The following is a 16,282-nucleotide window of genomic DNA, read 5'->3' on the forward strand; positions in this document are numbered from 1 at the left end:
GGGTGGTGGTTCTACCCGCCCGTTTTTGATGGATTGGGGCGCAACGCAGGATCAGGGAACAGGGGGCACCAACCCGACACGTGATTGAAAGAGCGGGCTCGGCCGCCCGTTGTTGATCAAAAACGGGCGCTCGCAACGCGCGCCGGACCCCTGGCTTAGGCCTACTCGTCCATCAGCTCCTGGATATCGGCCAACACGCCCGGTTCATCCCATTCGATCGCGCTATTGACCGAATACCGGATGCGCCCTCCACGGTCGAGGATGAACGAGCTGGGGAAGGCGAATACTCGCCAGCCCGCCGCCACGCGGCCATCGAAATCCATCAACACCGGGAAATCCACCTGTACCTCGTCCATGAACGTCGCGATGTGTTCCGCGCTCTCCTGATAGTTGACCGAGACAATCGAGAACCCCGCGCCCAGGGTCTCGGCCATGCGGTTCATCGACGGGATCTCGTGGACACAGGGCGGGCACCAGCTTGCCCAGAAGTTCAACAGCACAACGTCCCCGGCGTAATCGGACAGCGACTGCTCATCGCCCAGGTGGTCGGTCAGCGTGAAGTCCGCCATGGGCGCCGCGCGATCGCGCTCCACCAGGCCACGTCCGGCCTCGACCCGAGGCGTATCCTCCGGCAAAGGCGCCGCAGTCCGGGCACGCGGAACACTCGCCAGGAGGCGCCCGGCCTGCAGCAACTGCGAGGGTAGCTGGTCGGTCGCCACCTGTTCCTCGGGCGCGGGATCGGAACGGCGCAGATAATAGAAATCCCGCACCTGAGGCACCATCTGCACGAACACCGGGCTCCCGCCCTGGCGCAGGTCGGCCAGGATGTCGTTCAGGTGCCATCGGTACACGCCCTGCGTGGGTTGCAGCAAGAAGACCGGCAGGCTAGTGGCTCGCACCACGTCCTCGCGCACCGCTGGCGCGCCCGCCACCGGGGTATCGGTTATCAGATTGGGAAACGCCAGCGCAGCGCCCAGTACGTAATCACCCTCTGGCGCGTCCTCCTGCCATTGGCGCATGCCCCGAAGCGCGATCAGGGCAGGCCGCCCGGACGCCACCAGCATCACTTCCTTACCAGTCTGGGCGTGTGCCTCGCGCAACAACGCGGCCACGGAGACACCGTCCAGGCTGCGCATGCTCTCGTTCGTACGCGGGAGAAAGTGCGCATCCAGCAGGTCCACCTGCCACACCTCGACGCCGGCCGCCGCCAGGGTCTGGCCCAGGACCCGATGATTGGGGTGCTCGCCGGCCTGCGGCAATAGCCATAGATACAGGCGTTCGCCCGATGCGGGGAACACCGTGACCTCCAGTTCGACCCCTTCCGGGTCGGTGAAACTTTGGGTGCGCGGCTCGACCGCGGCAGCCGGCAGCCCGGCGCTCAGGAGCAACCACAGCCCAAGGGCCAGGGACAAGGCGGTTTTCATGCGGTAGAGACCAGCAGCTCGGGGAGGGGAACCCGACTATAGCGCGTGACAGCGCCCGTCCGGAATGCCGGGTTAGCGCCGGCTCGGATGGATATGCTGCCAGGTTCGTAGCTGGCGGGTCTTCTCCACCATGCGCCACAGCGAACGGCTGTTGTTGTAGCGCGATACGTGCTGCAACGGGACCCACAGGATGTCGTGCGACTCGTGGCTGCCGGGCACCGGCAGGTGGTTATCGATCTCCAGCAGGAAGCGCACGTCGATGTGCTCGTGCATCGGAAAATCCGGGCGGGCCGGGATGGTGTGGATATCGAGATCGAAGATGTCCTCCGCCACCAGCCGAATCTGCTCGGGGGCCAGGCCAGTCTCCTCGTGAGTCTCGCGCAGGGCCACCTGCAGGATGTCCGCCTGGCCATCGGCATGACCACCTGGCTGGAACCAGCGGTGATGCTTGCCATGCAGCAGGAGCAGCGCCTGTTCGCGATCCGGGCTGACCACCCACGCCGATCCGGTCACATGGGCCGGTAGCAGATCGCAATGAAAGCAGTCCGGTTGCTCGCTGACGAACTCCAGCGCCCGACGCACGAAGCCGGTCTCCTCAATGAACCGCGTCTGGTGACGCGCGAGCAGATCCAGTAGCTGGGCGCGATGCATCTCAGGTACCCGCGGGGTTGTGCAGCGCGTGGATCGCCGCGCGCGCGGCCTCGTCCACGTTGCCCTCGGTGCCAGCCAGCGTCAGACGGCCAAAGGCCCCGACCGCGCGCACATCGATGAGCGAGACATGGGCGGCCTTGAGCGCCTGGTTCGCGGCGTAGATGATGTACCCGGCCGGCTCCGCCTCAAGGATGAACATGCTCTGTTCCGGCAGAATCATGTTGCCGCGGCGGTTCTGGCGGTTGATCAGCACCGTGTGATCAGGGGTCATCCCCCGGATGGTCTCCTGCCAGGGGATGCGGCAGGGCTGACGGTCCTCCTGGCTCGCACCCAGGCGTTGCAACAACACCCGCCCCGCTTCCTGTACTTCACTCTGGTCGCGGTGATGGATCACCATGGAGCCGAACTCGCGTTCCACCACCTGCTGCGCAAGGTGCACATTGGTCGCCTTCAGCGCCACGTCGGTCAGGCGGTGGACCGCCATCCCCGGCGACACCTCCACCCACAGGCACGAGTCCCCCGGCACGGGCAGAAAGCCCTGGGAGACCGTAGCCATGTATTCCGCCAGCTGTGGCTGGAGGGAATCCATGTAGACGTAGGTGCGCAGCTTGATCATGAATCCGCCAATGGGGAGGCACCGATGGCTCGGCGCTTCCTCGGGCCCGTCGAATCAGGCCGCCCCCGCCAGCGGGAGGGCAGCCCGTACCGGGCGCAAACGAAAACGGCCAGGAGCAGCACCCGCGGGATGCGGCCCGGCCGTGACAACGGGCGCTATTGTGGACGCCCCAGCCCCGAAGCTCAACGTTGACAGGCCACGCCCACCATGCTGCGACCTTCAGAAACGAGCGCCCCGGGCCCGTTAGGCACCCCCCACGAAATCACTTGTATACCCCCGCCCGACTGCCATACTTCGACTATGATCCGCACCGCCCTGCTTGATGACCTGCCCGCCCTGGTGGCGCTGGAGGAGCAAGCCTTTGCCAGCGACCGGCTCTCGCGGCGCCAGTTTCGCTACATGCTGACACGGGCCAACGCCCGGCTCCTGGTGGCCGAACAGAACGCGACCCTGGTGGGTTATGTCCTGCTGCTGTTCAGCCGCGGCACCTCGATGGCACGGCTGTACTCGATCGCCGTACGCCCCGAGGCACGCGGACAAGGCCTGGCCAGGGCGCTTGTTGCCGCGGCGGAGGAGGCCGCGCGCGAACACGAGTGCGCCTGGTTGCGACTGGAGGTGCGCAAGGACAACCCCGCTTCCAATGGCCTCTTCGAGGCACTCGGCTACCGCCGTATCGGGGAGTACGGCGACTACTACGCGGACCACATGGATGCCTGGCGCTACGAGAAATCGCTCGCGCCGCATCTGGATCAGGAAATGGTCCGCGTGCCGTTCTACGAGCAGACCCAGGACTTCACCTGTGGGCCGGCTGCAATCATGATGGCGATGAAGGCCCTGGCCCCCAATCTGGAGCTGGACCGGAAGCTGGAACTGCGCCTGTGGCGCGAGGCCACCACCATCTACATGACCTCCGGCCATGGCGGCTGCGGCCCGTACGGACTGGCGCTGGCCGCCGCCCACCGTGGCTTCGGCGTGGAGCTGGTCATCAACGACGAGCGTATGCCTTTGCTGGATTCCGTGCGCAGCCCCGAGAAGAAAGAGGTGATGCGCCTGGTGCAGGAGGACATGCTGGAGGAGATCCAGACTCTGGGCCTGCCCCTGACCTACGGGACCTTGTCGGTAGACAACCTGAAGGCCCGCTTCGACGATGGCGGCGTGCCCGTGGTGCTGATCAGCTCCTGGCGTATCTATGGCGAGAAATTTCCACACTGGGTTGTAATCACCGGCTTCGACGAGCACTACGTCTACATGCACGACCCGTATGTGGACCACAACAACGACGAAATCCCCCTGGACTCCATCAACATGCCGATTCCACGCCGGGACTTTAACCGCATGGCGCGTTACGGCAAGGCCGGCCTCAGGGCCGTCCTGATCCTCTACCCGCGACCCGACACGCTGCCCTGAACATGGCCAACCACCTGCTGCTGATCGAACAACCCGAGGACTGGAAGCCGCATTTTCCGGACTACCCGGTCATGCTCGCACGCGACTACCTGGCCCACTCGCCGGTCACCGAGGGGCCGCCCCTGCGGGTCATCAACCTGTGCCGCGGGCACCGTTACCTGAGTGTCGGATACTACTGCTCGCTGCTGGCCGAGGCCCGTCATCACCGGGTGGTGCCCACGGTACGCACCCTGCAGGACCTGTCGCGCAAATCGATCTACAGCCTGGACACCGGCGATATCGACCGCAAGGTGGCCCGAGTGCTCGGCCGGCGCGCCAGCCTGCAGGCGACCGCCTTCGAGATGATCGTGTTCTTCGGTCACTGCATCCCCGAAGCGATGCAGGAGATCGCCCAGCAGTTGTTCGCCATCTTTCCCGCCCCGATGTTCCGGGTCGAGTTCCGGCTGGCCGGGCAATGGCGGATCGAGGCCCTGCGCCCGCTGTCCCTGCAAGACCTGACCAGCGAACAGGAGGAGGCCTTCTTCGCCGCCCTGGACGGGTATCTGGCGCGCCGCTGGCGCAAGCGTCGCGGAGCGCGCGGCGCGCGCTATGACCTGGCGATCCTGCAAAACCCGGAGGAAGCACTGCCGCCGTCCAACCGTGGCGCGCTCAAGCAGTTCATTCGCCACGGCCGCGCCCTCGGCCTGGAGGTGGAACTGATCCAACGCCGCGACCTCACGCGGCTGGCGGAGTACGACGCCCTGTTCATCCGCGAAACCACGCGCATCGATCACTACACCTACCGTTTCGCCCGCAAGGCCGAGGCCGAAGGCATGGTGGTGATCGACGATCCCGACTCCATCCTGCGCTGCACCAACAAGGTCTACCTGGCGGAGCTGCTGACCGCGCACCGGATTGCCACGCCACGAACCTTGATCGTCAGTCGCGACAACCTGCTCGCCGCCGAGGAGACGATCGGCTACCCGATCGTCCTGAAGATCCCGGACGGCTCGTTCTCGCGCGGGGTGTTCAAGGTCGAAAATCGTGACGAGCTGGAATCCACCGCACGGGGCCTGTTCCGCGAATCCGACCTGATCCTGGCGCAGGAATTCACCTACACCGAGTTCGACTGGCGCATCGGCATCCTGAACCGCCAGCCGCTGTACGCCTGCCAGTACTTCATGTCGCGCAAGCATTGGCAGATCGTGAACCACGCGGCCAAGGGCAGTGCCCGTGAAGGCGGCTTTCGTACCCTGCCCATCGAGGAGGCCCCGCCCACCGTGATCAAGACCGCGCTGCGCGCCGCTAACCGGATCGGCGACGGCCTGTACGGCGTGGACCTGAAACAGACCGCACATGGGGTGGTGGTCATCGAAGTAAACGACAACCCGAATCTGGATGCCGGGATTGAGGATGCCGTACTGGGCGAGCGGCTTTACCAGCGCATCCTGGAGGACCTCATCCGCCGCCTGGACCACCTGCGCCAACGCTGATTCAGGCCTGGGCAAGGCCCGTATAATGGACGCACGTAAACGCAAGGGACGGCCATGCCCCGCCAAGAGGATGCCACTCAGCTGCTCGACCGGCTGGCGAACGATCCACAATACGATCTCGCCGAGACCCTGCGCGCCATCATTGGCTGGTTGCGTCCGCCGGACCCTGACAATATCGCGCTAGTCATCGCGCGGATCGAGGATCTGGTCCTGGCCCTGGGCGACCGGCCAGGGCTGCGCGAACACCTCCGCGACCGCCTGGAGCAGGGGCTGGAAGATGCCCGCCATCTGACCCTGTATACCGGGATCGGGCTGTTCTCACGCAAGGGCTTTTTCCGCGAGGCGGCGGAGCTGTTGTACGAGCGGATCAATCCGCGGCCGATGGACCGCGCGGACCTGCGTGACGTGCTCTACCACGTATTCCACGATCCGAAAGACGCGATCTGGGTGGCACGACTGCCGGACGATGCCTGGTCGCGGCTGCTGCAGGCGCTGGGATGCCTGTCCGGTGAGCACCCCGGGGTCCTGCAGCGGGCCCGCGAAGAGGCCCTGTACGCGCTGGAGATGCTCTCGATCTGGATCGCGGCGGAGGAGCTGGAACCGGAGCTGCTGCGTCTCGACCCTTCCATCGCCGAACGCAACTCCGCGTTTGTGGCTCAGGAACGCGAAATCTCCGCCTACGTACGCGACTACCGGCTCTGGCTGGAAGACCCTGACTACGAACGGGTAGACGATCGCCATGCGCGTGTCCTGCTGGAGCAGTGCAAAGAACAGATCGACCGCCTGCGACGACGCGCGATCACCCATGGCAACAGCCTGTCGCTGACCCACCTGATGGAACGTCTGGATCAGACCCTGGCCCGTATCCACAAACTGCTGGACCTGCTCGAGCCGAACAGCGGTGACGAACCGCGCCAGGCGGCAGTCGGCGTCTTCCGCGACCTGGTGACGATCAGCGCCCGCAGCCACGGCGTTCGCGCCCTATGGCAGGACAACATCCGCCTGGTCTCGCGCAGCGTGACCCAGCATGTCAGCGACACCGGCGAGCACTACATCACTCGCGACCGCAGCGAATACTTCCAGATGCTGCGCTCCGGGGCCGGGGCCGGCCTGATCATCGCCGTGATGGCGTTGATCAAGATTCAGGTCGAGGCCCTGGGGCTGTCCGAAGGCTGGAACACCCTATGGGTCAGCCTGAACTATGGCCTTGGCTTCGTGCTGATCCATATCCTGCACTTCACCGTGGCCACCAAGCAGCCGGCGATGACTGCGGCCCGCCTGGCCGCCGCCATCGAGGAAACCGAGCGCGGAACCGCGGACCCTTCCAAGCTGGCCGACCTGCTCATGCGGGTGGGGCGCTCGCAGTTCGCCGCTGTACTGGGCAACGTCGGCGTGGCGTTGCCGACCGCCATCCTGATCGGGCTGTTCGCATCCAGCCTGTTCAGTACCCCGGTCTTGTCCAGCCAGGAGATCGACTATCTGATGGACAGCCTGCGCCCGATCATGGGACTGGCATTGTTCTTCGCCGCCATTGCGGGTGTCTGGCTGTTCGTCTCCGGGCTGATTGCCGGCTTTTTCGACAACCGCTGCGCCTATCTCGACCTGCCCGGACGTCTACGCGAGCACCCGCTGCTGCGACGGCTGCTGCCGGAAGCCAGCCGCCATCGCCTGGCCGACTGGATTGGCTACAATTACGGCGCGCTGATCGGCAACTTCCTGTTCGGCGTCCTGCTGGGGGTGACCGGCTTCGTCGGCTACCTGCTAAACCTGCCGCTGGATATCCAGCACGTCGCCTTCGCCTCGGCCAACCTCGGCTATGTCACCGCCAGCGAGGCCCCGGGACTGCTCCTGTTCGGGCTGTTCCTGGTGTTCGTGCTACTGATTGGGGCGGTCAACCTGTGGGTCAGCTTCGGTCTTGCGCTGTATGTTGCACTGCGTGCGCGTGGGGTGCGCATGGGCGCCTTCGGTCGGGTCTTCCGTGCCTACGGTCGTCATCTGCGGGAGCGCCCTCGCGAGTTCCTGTTCCCACCCCGAAGGGCGTCCACCTCTGACGGGGGACCGGACGACGAGACCGATGCGCGCTAGCACGTCCCTCCTTGCCGGGTGTCTGATCCTGACGCTCACCGGCTGCGCCGGGACGGTCCCCAGTGCCGGCGGAAGCGAGTTCCGGACACCATCGATGGCTCCCGATGCGGTCTACGCGGCCGACGGCGACCGTCTGCCGCTGCACCGCTGGGGACCGGAACAGCCCGAGCAGATCGTGCTCGCCCTGCACGGGTTCAACGACCACGGTGGCAGCATGCAGCCCCTGGGCGAGGCCCTGGCCGAACACGGTATTGCGGTCTACGCCTATGACCAGCGCGGCTTTGGTGCCACGCGCAACGCCGGCTACTGGTCCGGCCACCGTCTAATGGCCGAGGACGCGCGCACCGTCCTTGATCTCCTGCACGAACGCTATCCCGACCAGCCGCCCTACCTGATCGGCAAGAGCATGGGCGGTGGTGTGGCCCTCCTGGCGGCGACGAGTACCGACAGCGTCGGGTCACCACCCGCCATCGCGGGTACGGTGCTGATTGCCCCTGCGGTCTGGAGTCGCGGCGACATGCCCTGGTACCAGCGCTTCGGGCTCTGGCTGGGGGCACGTCTGGCGCCCGGCTGGCGCCTGGATGGCGAAATGGCGGCCGACCTGGACATCCACCCCACGGATGACCCCGCCGTGCTGGAACAGATGCGCGACGATCCCCTGGTGCTGCGCGATGCCCGCATCGACGCCCTGGACGGCCTGACCACCCTGATGACCCAGGCCCTGGAGGCGGGACCCGACCTGCCCCCGCCCAGCCTGACGCTCTACGGGGCCCGCGATGACCTGGTGCCACCAGAACCCCTGGCGCGCCTGCTGGATGCGCTGACCGGGCAAGGGGTCGAGGGCCATCGCGCAGTCCTGTATCCCGAGGGCTACCACATGCTCACCCGCTACACCCGTGCCGAGACCACGTTCGAGGACATCACCGCATGGCTCAAGGACCCGGAGGGCCGTATCCCATCCGGGCACGAACGCACCCCGACCGGCCTGGCAGAGTCCCTCCGCGAGCAATAGGGGCCGCGCGACACTGGCCGCCGACCGCCATCGGCGTTACGGTTGAGACGCAACCCCGGACGAGCCGATGCAATGACCGATTCGAAATCCAGCCGCCTTGATGACCTGGTCGCACGCAGCCGTCAGGACCAAGCCGAGCGCGAACGCGGCTATCGCGAACAGGCACTGAAGATGTACCCCTGGGTGTGCGGGCGCTGCGGCCGCGAGTTCACCCGCGCGAACCTGCGTGAACTGACGGTGCACCATCGCGACCACAACCATGACAACAACCCGTCGGACGGCAGCAACTGGGAACTGCTGTGCCTGTACTGTCACGACAATGAGCACCAGCGCTATACCGATGCCACCCCCGGTACCGGGGGCAGTGCCGCAGGTCCTTCGGCCACGCACAACCCGTTTGCCGGGCTAGCCGATCTGCTGAATCGAGACGACCACTCAAAATAGCGTACCCACCGCATTCAGTTCACAACCGGCGCCACCAGAACTGCAGCGGCTTGGAGGTTTCCTCGGTCGTGCCGATGTCCGGCCAGGGGAAGTCACAGACCAGGCCCCCGGCCTTCTCGTAACCGCGTTTGGCCCAGAAGCCGTCCAGCGGCCGGTAGTCCGCCGGGCGCCGTGGGTGATCGTCCGGACGAATCACCGAACAGAAGGCGGCATGGGCAAAACCCAGCCTGCGGGCGGCCGCCTCGCGCTCGTCGAAAAAACGATGCCCAGCCCCCTGGCCACGAAAGGCTGGCTCCAGCACCGATTCCGCCAGATAGTAATACGCCGCAGGTTCCAGTCCACGCTCGACGAAAGGGGCCTGGAACTCCGCCTCGGCCGCAGCCAGCGGAAGCGCTGTGGAGGCCCCAACGACGCGCTCCCCGTCCAGCGCCAGCACCAATGTGCTGTCGGGGCAGTCGACATACTCCTGTAGATAGGCCTCTTCGTACTCCGGCGTGCCCTCGTAGAGATAGGGCCACTCGCGGAACACCGCAATGCGCAGGCGCGCCACGTCTTCCAGATAGGCCGCGATCCCGGCCCCTCCTACGGTCCTGAACTGCATCGAACCCCCTCGGCTCATGCGCTCGCTCTCATGCGAGAGTTCCCATACGTTCAACCCCCCGGTTGGGCCTCGGGGGCCAGCCGCCCTACCCCACGCAGCAGCCGCCCGAGGATATCCGCCCCGCTGATCAGGCGGCGCTGACCCTCAGTCCAGAGCAGAATCACATCATTGCCCACCATGGTGTCGCCGCTGCTGGCCGGCCGCACCTGAAAATAGGGCACCAGGCTGCCCAGACGGCGACTGGCGTCACGCACTACCAGCGGTCGATGACAATGATCTTGCGGATCGAACCCCTCCAGCGCAAAAAGGGCCTCGCGGGTCAGGTCCGCGGCGCGTAACACCACCCGTGGCTCGCCCTCGCGATCGGTAATGACGACCCAACCCCGCCCCGCACGATTGATCCGGTGCAGGAACGGATCGTCGATACGCGGCTGGATCGCCGGGAACACCGGGCGATTCCCCTTAAACTCCAGCTCCAATACACTGTCAGGGTCCAGGGCCTCGCCCTCATGCTGGACCAGGATGTCGTCCAGCTCCAGAAAATTGCGGGCGCCACGGCCCTCGACCCGCGTGATCTCGCTGTCGCGCGCCTGGATATGCAGGTCGATCAGGTGGTGCAGATCGCGCTCGGGAAAGAAGCGGACTTCCTCGCCCCCCAGCCAGCGATCCAGCACCCATGCCGTCGGTCGCGCAACGGGATACATCAAGACTTGATAGAAGCGCAGCACCGGATACAAGGCGCCCGCTACCCGCAGGGCATGCCGCGAGAAATACGACTGCGGAAGAATCTCGGCAAAGATCGTGATCACCACGGTGGAGAACAGGAAGGCCGCCACGCCACCCATCACCGACCCCGAGAGCAGCGCCAGCATCACGTTGACCGCCACATTGCCCCAAAGGATGGTCACCAGCGCAAAGTTAGCATCACCCCGCAGGGCCAACAGACGCTCGGCGCGCGCATCCCCCTTCTGCGCCTCGACCTCCAGCTCCAGCTTGCTGCGCGAGAACAGCCCCAGATTCAACCCGGACAGGATGGCCGATTGGGACAGGCAGACGAGGATGCCCAGCCATGTCAGGAGGCTCATGGTTTCACTCTCAGCGCAGATGATGGATACAGGGTTTACAGGCTCAGGGTAGCGCGTACCGCATTGTGCGCATCCGCACGGAACTCCGAATCGACCACCCCCAAACCCTCTCTCGACATCCGGAAGAACATCTACACTCGGAGACGGGGCCGGCACCAACCGGGCCGACCCCGTAGCGGCCCCACCAGTTGGCAACGCCAGTATGGCGATCGGCCGCAGGGGCCACCGTCTTTGCTACAGGAGGATCTGCATGGATACTGTCTGGATCGTTGTCGCCGACGCCGCCCGCGCCCGCATCTTCGCTTGCGAGGGTCGCGCCTGCCAGGGAATGCACGAGAGCGAAACGCTCTCGCACAGCGAGTCCCGCGCCCATAATCAGGATCTGGTCTCGGATCGCCCCGGGCGCAGCTGGAGCAGTGCCAGCGGGGATGCCCGCCACGCCATGCAGGACAGCACCGACCCCGCCGCCAACGAACGCAACCGCTTTGCCCGCGAGGTCGCCGAGCGGCTCAAGGCCGCCTACCACGACGGCACCTTCAAACGCCTCGTGATTGTCGCCGCGCCCTCGTTCCTTGGGGCCCTGCGCGACATGCTCGACCCGACCGTCGCCCAGAGCGTAACCGCCGAGGTGGCGAAGAACGTCACCAAGTCCACGGACGCGGCGACCCTGCGCAAACACCTGCCCGACTTCCTGTACTAGCGAACCCGGACGGGCCGGGCCATGGAGCGGCCCGTCCAGTTAGTCCATCAATCTCCGAGATCGTCCGGCTTTAAGGTGCCCAGCAACCGCGGCCCATCGGCATGCGGCTCGAATATGGCCATCTCCGCCTCCTCAATCTCCACATCCACCGCGTGACGCAGGTTCAGGTCATGCCCCACCACCACGATGTTTTTTTGGAGATCCTCGGGCGGTGTATTTAGATGCCGCCGCAGGCCCTCGATAAGGTCGTCGCGGCGTTCCTCGTCCCGAATGATCGGCAAGTTGTAAAGCTCGAAGCGGATGTCGTACTCGCCAAAGGCGTAGTGGGCCGTCTCCCAGTTACGACAAAACTCACTGCTCAGGATCTGTTCAACCGCAATAGAGTGGCGCTCGAAGCCCTCGCCCACCTGCCGCGCCTGTTCGCGACCCTGGGTACTCAGGTTACGTTGTCCCGCGCAGTCGTCCATATCCGAAAGGTCGTAGTCGTCATGCGAACGATCCGTGGCCGCGTGGCGCCAGAACACCACCAATCCTCCGGCCTGGAGGCGCTCGATCAACACCGGGGGTTCCAGGGATTCGGCACTGGCGGCACTAGCCAGCATCATGAACAGCCCGGTCATACTGGCAGTCATCAATCGTCGCACCGGCCTACTCCTTCGGATCTTCCCGCATTGCATATCCCAATGAGTAGACGATCCGCGTAGTGACTGTCCACTCCGACCTCAGCGGAAATCGTCCGGCGTCAGGATTCCGATCACACGGGGTGTGTCACCGCCCGGCTCGAAGACGGCGATCTCGCCCTCGTCAATCTGGACGCGGGCGGCGCGTTGCAGATTGATGTTGTGCCCAACGATGACCACGTTCTTCTCGGCATCCTCCGGGGCAGTCACCAGATAGCGCTGCAACGCCGTGACCAGGTCCTGCTGGCGCTGGCGATCACGCACCGGCGGCACGTTGAAGAGGTCTTCGCGAACCTCCCAGGACTCTTCGCCGAAGGCGATCCTTGCGCTATCGATATTGCGGCAGAATGGCGAAGTCAGGATGCGCTCGACCGGGATGGCGTGATCGTCGAAGCCTTTACCTACCTTGCGCGCCTGATCCCGCCCGTGGTCATTCAGATTGCGTTGCACCTCGCAGCGACTGATGTCGGACAGGTCGGTGTCACGCTGACTCCGATCCGTGGCGGCATGGCGCCAATAGATCACCAAACCACCTTCCTGCATGCGTTCCAGCAACGCCTCTGGTTCAAGGGAATCAGCGGACACGATCGCCAACGGGAAGACCAGCAGGATCAGGCACAGCAAACCGCGACGCAGCATGGGAACCTCCGAAAAAGTGGTATCGAGCAGGGTAATGGACCGCCGCCTAGCCGCCCCGGTTCAGCGGAGCTCGCGTTGACGCCCCCCGAGACCAGCCCTAGTATGCCGTCACTGCCTTGCCCGGAACCCCGAGCCCTCATGACCTATTGTGTCGCCATTGATCTGGACGACGGCCTCGTCTTCGCCTCCGACTCCCGTACCAATGCGGGAGTCGACCAGGTCAGTACGTACAGCAAGATGCACACCTTCGAGATCGAGGGTCAGCGGGTCTTCGTGGTTCTGGCCGCCGGCAACCTGGCGACCACGCAATCGGTGGTGCAGCAGCTCAAGCGCGATATGGAGGAAGGGGCGGAGGAAAGCCTGGCGACCGTGGAGCGCATGTCGGATGCGGCGGACTACCTGGGGCGACTCAATCGCGTAGAGGCCGAGAAACACTCCGAGGCGCTCTCCCGTTCCGGTATCAAGGCCGAGGCCACCCTGATTATCGGTGGCCAGATCGGGGACGACACGCCAGCCATCTATATGGTCTACCCGCAGGGCAACTACATCACCACCTCGCAGCAGACGCGGTTCCTGCAGATTGGCGAAAGCAAATACGGCAAGCCGATCCTCGATCGCATCATCGAGCCGGCCACCCCACTGGGAGACGCGGCTCGCTGCGCCCTGGTCTCGATCGACTCGACCATTCGTTCCAACCTGACCGTGGGCCCGCCGATCGAGGTCATGGTGTACGAACGCGGCACCCTGACCTTCGACCATTACCTGTGCCTGGAGACGGACGACGACTATCTGCGCTCGCTTACCCAGGCCTGGGACGCGAACATCAAGAAGGCCTTTACCGACCTGCCGCGCTTCGACTGGGAGTCCGCTCACACGCGCAAGCAGCGCGGAACGCGGGTCAGCCGCGGCTCCGGCAAGTCCGCAGCCACTGCGGGCAAGGAAAAGAAGACCCGCCGCTGAAAGGCTCGCAGGTCCGCCTGCAAGCCTTTCAATGCCGGTCTATGCGGCCTGGGTCTGCGTCTGCGCTGGCGCGATCCGGAACCAGGTCTCGACGTTGGCGCCGTGAATATCCCCGATATCGCGCTGCAACACATCCATAAAGGCGTGTAGACCGTCTTCGTTGATCAGCTCGTCCACATGCGCGCTGGCGGCGTGGCGGCGTGCCTGAATCACCAGACGCAGGGGCAGTTCGTTATTGGGCAGTTTCTCCAGCGCGTCCTGCACCTGGGTCAGCGCGTGGGTCACCGAGCGCGGGAAGGCCGTGTCCTGCAGCAGGAACCGCACCACGTCCACGCCGTTGATCCGGCGCTTCACGTGCTGGCGGTACATCTGGAAGCCACTCCCCGAACGCAGGATGCTGGTCCACAGCAGCCCCTCATAAGGCTCGGGATCCTCGCCATCCTTCTTAAGTAGCTTGAGCGCACCGACGTCGACATGCCGCGTGGACATGTCGGCACGTTCCAGGTTGCGGCCCAGACGGATGAAGTCGTAGGCAGCGTCATGGCTCATGGTGCCGGCCAGCAGCCCAGTCAGGGTCTGGCAACGCTGCACCACCGCGGAGAGGAACTCGAAACGGCCGCGCTTACCGATGCCCTGATCGATATGGTCGCGGGCAAAGAGATAGAGCTCGTTCATCACCTCCCACGCCTCGGAAGGCACCAGATCGCGCGTGGTCCGCACATTCTCGCGCGCCGCGCGCAACGAATTGAGCACCGAACTCGGGTTGTCGGAATCCGCCAGCAGGAACTTCACACAGTTGCGTTCATCATCCCGCTGGTAGTGGTTATCGAACAGATCTTCGTTCCCGGTCACGTCGACCAGTCCCTTCCAGGACAGCTGTACCGATTTCGGCATGTCCAGTGCCAGTAGATTGAAGGCCATGACCATGCGCGCCGTATTCTCGGCGCGCTCGACGTAGCGCGCCATCCAGTACACACGTTCTGCGACTCTCGAGAGCATCTCAGTTCTCCTCGTCCACGATCCAGGTGTCCTTGCTACCGCCACCCTGGGAGGAATTCACCACCAGGGAACCTTTGCGCATCGCCACGCGGGTCAGGCCACCCGCCGTCACGTCCGTGCGCACGCCCTGCAGGATGAAGGGCCGCAGGTCCAGGTGGCGTGGCTCGATGTCGTCGCCGCAAAGGGTCGGTGCAACCGAAAGATCCAGGGTCGGCTGGGCAATGTAGTTGCGCGGGTCCTTCTTGATCAGCTGGGCAAACTCGGCGCGCTGCTTCTTGGTCGCGTGCGGACCGACCAACATGCCGTAGCCCCCGGATTCGTTGGCCGGCTTCACGACCAGTTCGTCGAGGTGATCCAGTACATACGCCCGGTCTTTCTCGTTCACGCAGAGATAGGTCGGCACGTTGGGGATGATCGGCTCCTGATCCAGGTAGTAGCGGATAATGTCCGGCACAAAGGCGTACATCACCTTGTCGTCCGCGACCCCCGCACCCGGCGCATTCGCCAGCCCCACGTTGCCCTGGCGCCAGGCGCGCATCAGCCCGGGCACACCGAGCATGGAATCCGGATTGAAGACCTCGGGGTCGAGGAATTCGTCATCAATACGCCGATAGATGACATCCACCCGTTCCAGACCATCGATGGTGCGCATGTAGACGCAGTCATCGTCTCCGACCACCAAATCCGCACCCTCGACCAGCTCGGCACCCATGCGCTGGGCAAGGAAGGAGTGTTCAAAATACGCCGAGTTGTAGATCCCCGGGGTCAGTACCGCAATCTCGGGGTAATCCTGCGGCCGTGGCGAGAGCGACGCCAGCATGTCGAAGAGCTGTGTGGGGTACTCATCCACCGGGAGGATGCTGGAGTTTTCGAACAATTCCGGGAACACCCTCTTGGTGACCTGCCGGTTCTCCAGCATGTAGGAGACCCCGGACGGTACGCGCAGGTTGTCCTCCAGCACGTAGAACTGGCCCTTGCCGTCACGCACCAGGTCCGAGCCGCAGATGTGCGCCCAGACGCCCTGGGGAGGCTTGATACCGACGCACTGCTCGCGGAAATTCTTGGACTGGTTCAGCACGTAGCGCGGGATTACCTTGTCCTTGAAGATCCGCTGCTCGTTGTAGATGTCGTCGATGAACAGATTCAGCGCATTCAGACGCTGCTCGAGACCGGCCGAGACCTGATCCCATTCCTTGCGGGCAATTACGCGGGGAATGATGTCGAACGGCCATGCGCGGTCGATGTTCTCGCCTTCGGTGTACACCGTAAAACTGATCCCCATTTCCAGAATGGCGCTGTCAGCGGCCTGCTTGCGACTTTGAATCTCGCCCTCATCCAGCGAGGCCAGGTACTCTGCCAGGGCCTTTCCTGGGGCACGTGGCTTACCGGGCTTCTCGATCAGTTCGTCATAGAACGGGGCGGGGTCGTAACGCTTCCAGTCGATGGCCATTCGTCGGATCCTCTGACGTGGAGATGGTGTTGCTCTACAGTAACGCCTTTACCGCGC

At 64.5% G+C, this 16,282-nt stretch carries 16 protein-coding genes; 7 read left to right on the plus strand and 9 right to left on the minus strand.

The features are described 5' to 3' along the window. Positions 1-161: 161 nt before the first annotated feature. From F462_RS02650 to F462_RS02660, 3 genes are all read right to left on the minus strand, one after another. On the minus strand, positions 162-1,424 hold the full coding sequence (locus tag F462_RS02650; RefSeq protein ID WP_018875192.1) for a TlpA family protein disulfide reductase: 1,263 nt from the start codon (positions 1,422-1,424) through the stop codon (positions 162-164). Positions 1,425-1,496: 72 nt separating this feature from the next. Beyond that, positions 1,497-2,075, minus strand: a complete 579-nt coding sequence (locus F462_RS02655; protein WP_018141785.1) for an NUDIX hydrolase — start codon at positions 2,073-2,075, stop codon at positions 1,497-1,499. A 1-nt stretch (position 2,076) separates the two neighbouring features. Beyond that, complete coding sequence (locus F462_RS02660; protein WP_018141786.1) at positions 2,077-2,691, minus strand: BMC domain-containing protein; 615 nt, start codon at positions 2,689-2,691, stop codon at positions 2,077-2,079. Between the two features lie 300 nt (positions 2,692-2,991). Between F462_RS02660 and F462_RS02665 the strand changes: the two genes are divergently transcribed. The 5 genes from F462_RS02665 to F462_RS02685 all read left to right on the plus strand — a co-directional run bounded on the left by F462_RS02665 (position 2,992) and on the right by F462_RS02685 (position 9,111). Continuing rightward, the gene (locus tag F462_RS02665; protein WP_038051386.1) at positions 2,992-4,098 is read left to right on the plus strand and encodes a peptidase C39 family protein; all 1,107 of its coding nucleotides are present in this window, start codon (positions 2,992-2,994) and stop codon (positions 4,096-4,098) included. 2 nt (positions 4,099-4,100) lie between these two features. Continuing rightward, positions 4,101-5,570: a RimK family protein gene (locus tag F462_RS02670; protein ID WP_038051387.1), complete on the plus strand. Its 1,470-nt coding sequence runs from the start codon at positions 4,101-4,103 to the stop codon at positions 5,568-5,570. A 54-nt stretch (positions 5,571-5,624) separates the two neighbouring features. Beyond that, complete coding sequence (locus F462_RS02675) at positions 5,625-7,655, plus strand: site-specific recombinase (RefSeq protein WP_038051388.1); 2,031 nt, start codon at positions 5,625-5,627, stop codon at positions 7,653-7,655. Further along, positions 7,645-8,667: an alpha/beta hydrolase gene (locus F462_RS02680; RefSeq protein ID WP_208854123.1), complete on the plus strand. Its 1,023-nt coding sequence runs from the start codon at positions 7,645-7,647 to the stop codon at positions 8,665-8,667. Before F462_RS02675 ends, F462_RS02680 begins: the two co-directional genes overlap by 11 nt. A gap of 72 nt (positions 8,668-8,739) precedes the next feature. Next, positions 8,740-9,111 carry a YajD family HNH nuclease gene (locus F462_RS02685; protein WP_038051390.1) on the plus strand — a complete coding sequence of 124 codons (372 nt, stop codon included), beginning with the start codon at positions 8,740-8,742 and terminating at the stop codon, positions 9,109-9,111. A 19-nt stretch (positions 9,112-9,130) separates the two neighbouring features. Here F462_RS02685 and F462_RS02690 read toward each other — a convergent pair whose 3' ends face one another. Together F462_RS02690 and F462_RS02695 are read right to left on the minus strand one after the other, a co-directional pair. Further along, a complete protein-coding gene (locus F462_RS02690) occupies positions 9,131-9,712 on the minus strand; it encodes a GNAT family N-acetyltransferase (RefSeq protein WP_038051391.1) in 582 nt (193 codons plus the stop codon). 50 nt (positions 9,713-9,762) lie between these two features. Next, on the minus strand, positions 9,763-10,797 hold the full coding sequence (locus F462_RS02695; RefSeq protein ID WP_038051392.1) for a DUF21 domain-containing protein: 1,035 nt from the start codon (positions 10,795-10,797) through the stop codon (positions 9,763-9,765). A gap of 250 nt (positions 10,798-11,047) precedes the next feature. Between F462_RS02695 and F462_RS02700 the strand changes: the two genes are divergently transcribed. After that, entirely contained in the window at positions 11,048-11,497 is a 450-nt protein-coding gene (locus F462_RS02700; protein ID WP_038051393.1) for a host attachment protein, read from the plus strand. 47 nt (positions 11,498-11,544) lie between these two features. Here F462_RS02700 and F462_RS02705 read toward each other — a convergent pair whose 3' ends face one another. Beyond that, a complete protein-coding gene (locus F462_RS02705) occupies positions 11,545-12,117 on the minus strand; it encodes a histidine phosphatase family protein (protein ID WP_371180510.1) in 573 nt (190 codons plus the stop codon). A 102-nt stretch (positions 12,118-12,219) separates the two neighbouring features. Continuing rightward, complete coding sequence (locus tag F462_RS02710; protein WP_038051395.1) at positions 12,220-12,816, minus strand: histidine phosphatase family protein; 597 nt, start codon at positions 12,814-12,816, stop codon at positions 12,220-12,222. A gap of 138 nt (positions 12,817-12,954) precedes the next feature. Here F462_RS02710 and F462_RS02715 point away from each other — a divergent pair, with 138 nt between their 5' ends. Then, a complete protein-coding gene (locus F462_RS02715) occupies positions 12,955-13,776 on the plus strand; it encodes a proteasome-type protease (protein ID WP_038051396.1) in 822 nt (273 codons plus the stop codon). Positions 13,777-13,815: 39 nt separating this feature from the next. Here F462_RS02715 and F462_RS02720 read toward each other — a convergent pair whose 3' ends face one another. Continuing rightward, positions 13,816-14,775, minus strand: coding sequence for an alpha-E domain-containing protein (locus F462_RS02720; protein ID WP_026181657.1), 960 nt, complete (start codon positions 14,773-14,775; stop codon positions 13,816-13,818). Position 14,776: 1 nt separating this feature from the next. Beyond that, positions 14,777-16,225 (minus strand): circularly permuted type 2 ATP-grasp protein, encoded by a 1,449-nt coding sequence (locus F462_RS02725; protein WP_038051397.1) that lies wholly within the window; start codon positions 16,223-16,225, stop codon positions 14,777-14,779. Between the last annotated feature and the right edge of the window lie 57 nt (positions 16,226-16,282).

Origin of the sequence: Thioalkalivibrio sp. ALJ1 (assembly GCF_000745395.1) — a bacterium.
In the GTDB taxonomy this organism is placed as follows: Bacteria; Pseudomonadota; Gammaproteobacteria; order Ectothiorhodospirales; family Ectothiorhodospiraceae; genus Thioalkalivibrio.

Excerpts from the sequence above, each read along its gene's own strand:
- F462_RS02650 (WP_018875192.1), bottom strand. The coding sequence starts at position 1,424 with ATGAAAACCGCCTTGTCCCTGGCCCTTGGGCTGTGGTTGCTCCTGAGC.
- F462_RS02655 (WP_018141785.1), bottom strand. The coding sequence starts at position 2,075 with ATGCATCGCGCCCAGCTACTGGATCTGCTCGCGCGTCACCAGACGCGG.
- F462_RS02660 (WP_018141786.1), bottom strand. The coding sequence starts at position 2,691 with ATGATCAAGCTGCGCACCTACGTCTACATGGATTCCCTCCAGCCACAG.
- F462_RS02665 (WP_038051386.1), top strand. The coding sequence starts at position 2,992 with ATGATCCGCACCGCCCTGCTTGATGACCTGCCCGCCCTGGTGGCGCTG.
- F462_RS02670 (WP_038051387.1), top strand. The coding sequence starts at position 4,101 with ATGGCCAACCACCTGCTGCTGATCGAACAACCCGAGGACTGGAAGCCG.
- F462_RS02675 (WP_038051388.1), top strand. The coding sequence starts at position 5,625 with ATGCCCCGCCAAGAGGATGCCACTCAGCTGCTCGACCGGCTGGCGAAC.
- F462_RS02680 (WP_208854123.1), top strand. The coding sequence starts at position 7,645 with ATGCGCGCTAGCACGTCCCTCCTTGCCGGGTGTCTGATCCTGACGCTC.
- F462_RS02685 (WP_038051390.1), top strand. The coding sequence starts at position 8,740 with ATGACCGATTCGAAATCCAGCCGCCTTGATGACCTGGTCGCACGCAGC.
- F462_RS02690 (WP_038051391.1), bottom strand. The coding sequence starts at position 9,712 with ATGCAGTTCAGGACCGTAGGAGGGGCCGGGATCGCGGCCTATCTGGAA.
- F462_RS02695 (WP_038051392.1), bottom strand. The coding sequence starts at position 10,797 with ATGAGCCTCCTGACATGGCTGGGCATCCTCGTCTGCCTGTCCCAATCG.
- F462_RS02700 (WP_038051393.1), top strand. The coding sequence starts at position 11,048 with ATGGATACTGTCTGGATCGTTGTCGCCGACGCCGCCCGCGCCCGCATC.
- F462_RS02705 (WP_371180510.1), bottom strand. The coding sequence starts at position 12,117 with ATGACCGGGCTGTTCATGATGCTGGCTAGTGCCGCCAGTGCCGAATCC.
- F462_RS02710 (WP_038051395.1), bottom strand. The coding sequence starts at position 12,816 with ATGCTGCGTCGCGGTTTGCTGTGCCTGATCCTGCTGGTCTTCCCGTTG.
- F462_RS02715 (WP_038051396.1), top strand. The coding sequence starts at position 12,955 with ATGACCTATTGTGTCGCCATTGATCTGGACGACGGCCTCGTCTTCGCC.
- F462_RS02720 (WP_026181657.1), bottom strand. The coding sequence starts at position 14,775 with ATGCTCTCGAGAGTCGCAGAACGTGTGTACTGGATGGCGCGCTACGTC.
- F462_RS02725 (WP_038051397.1), bottom strand. The coding sequence starts at position 16,225 with ATGGCCATCGACTGGAAGCGTTACGACCCCGCCCCGTTCTATGACGAA.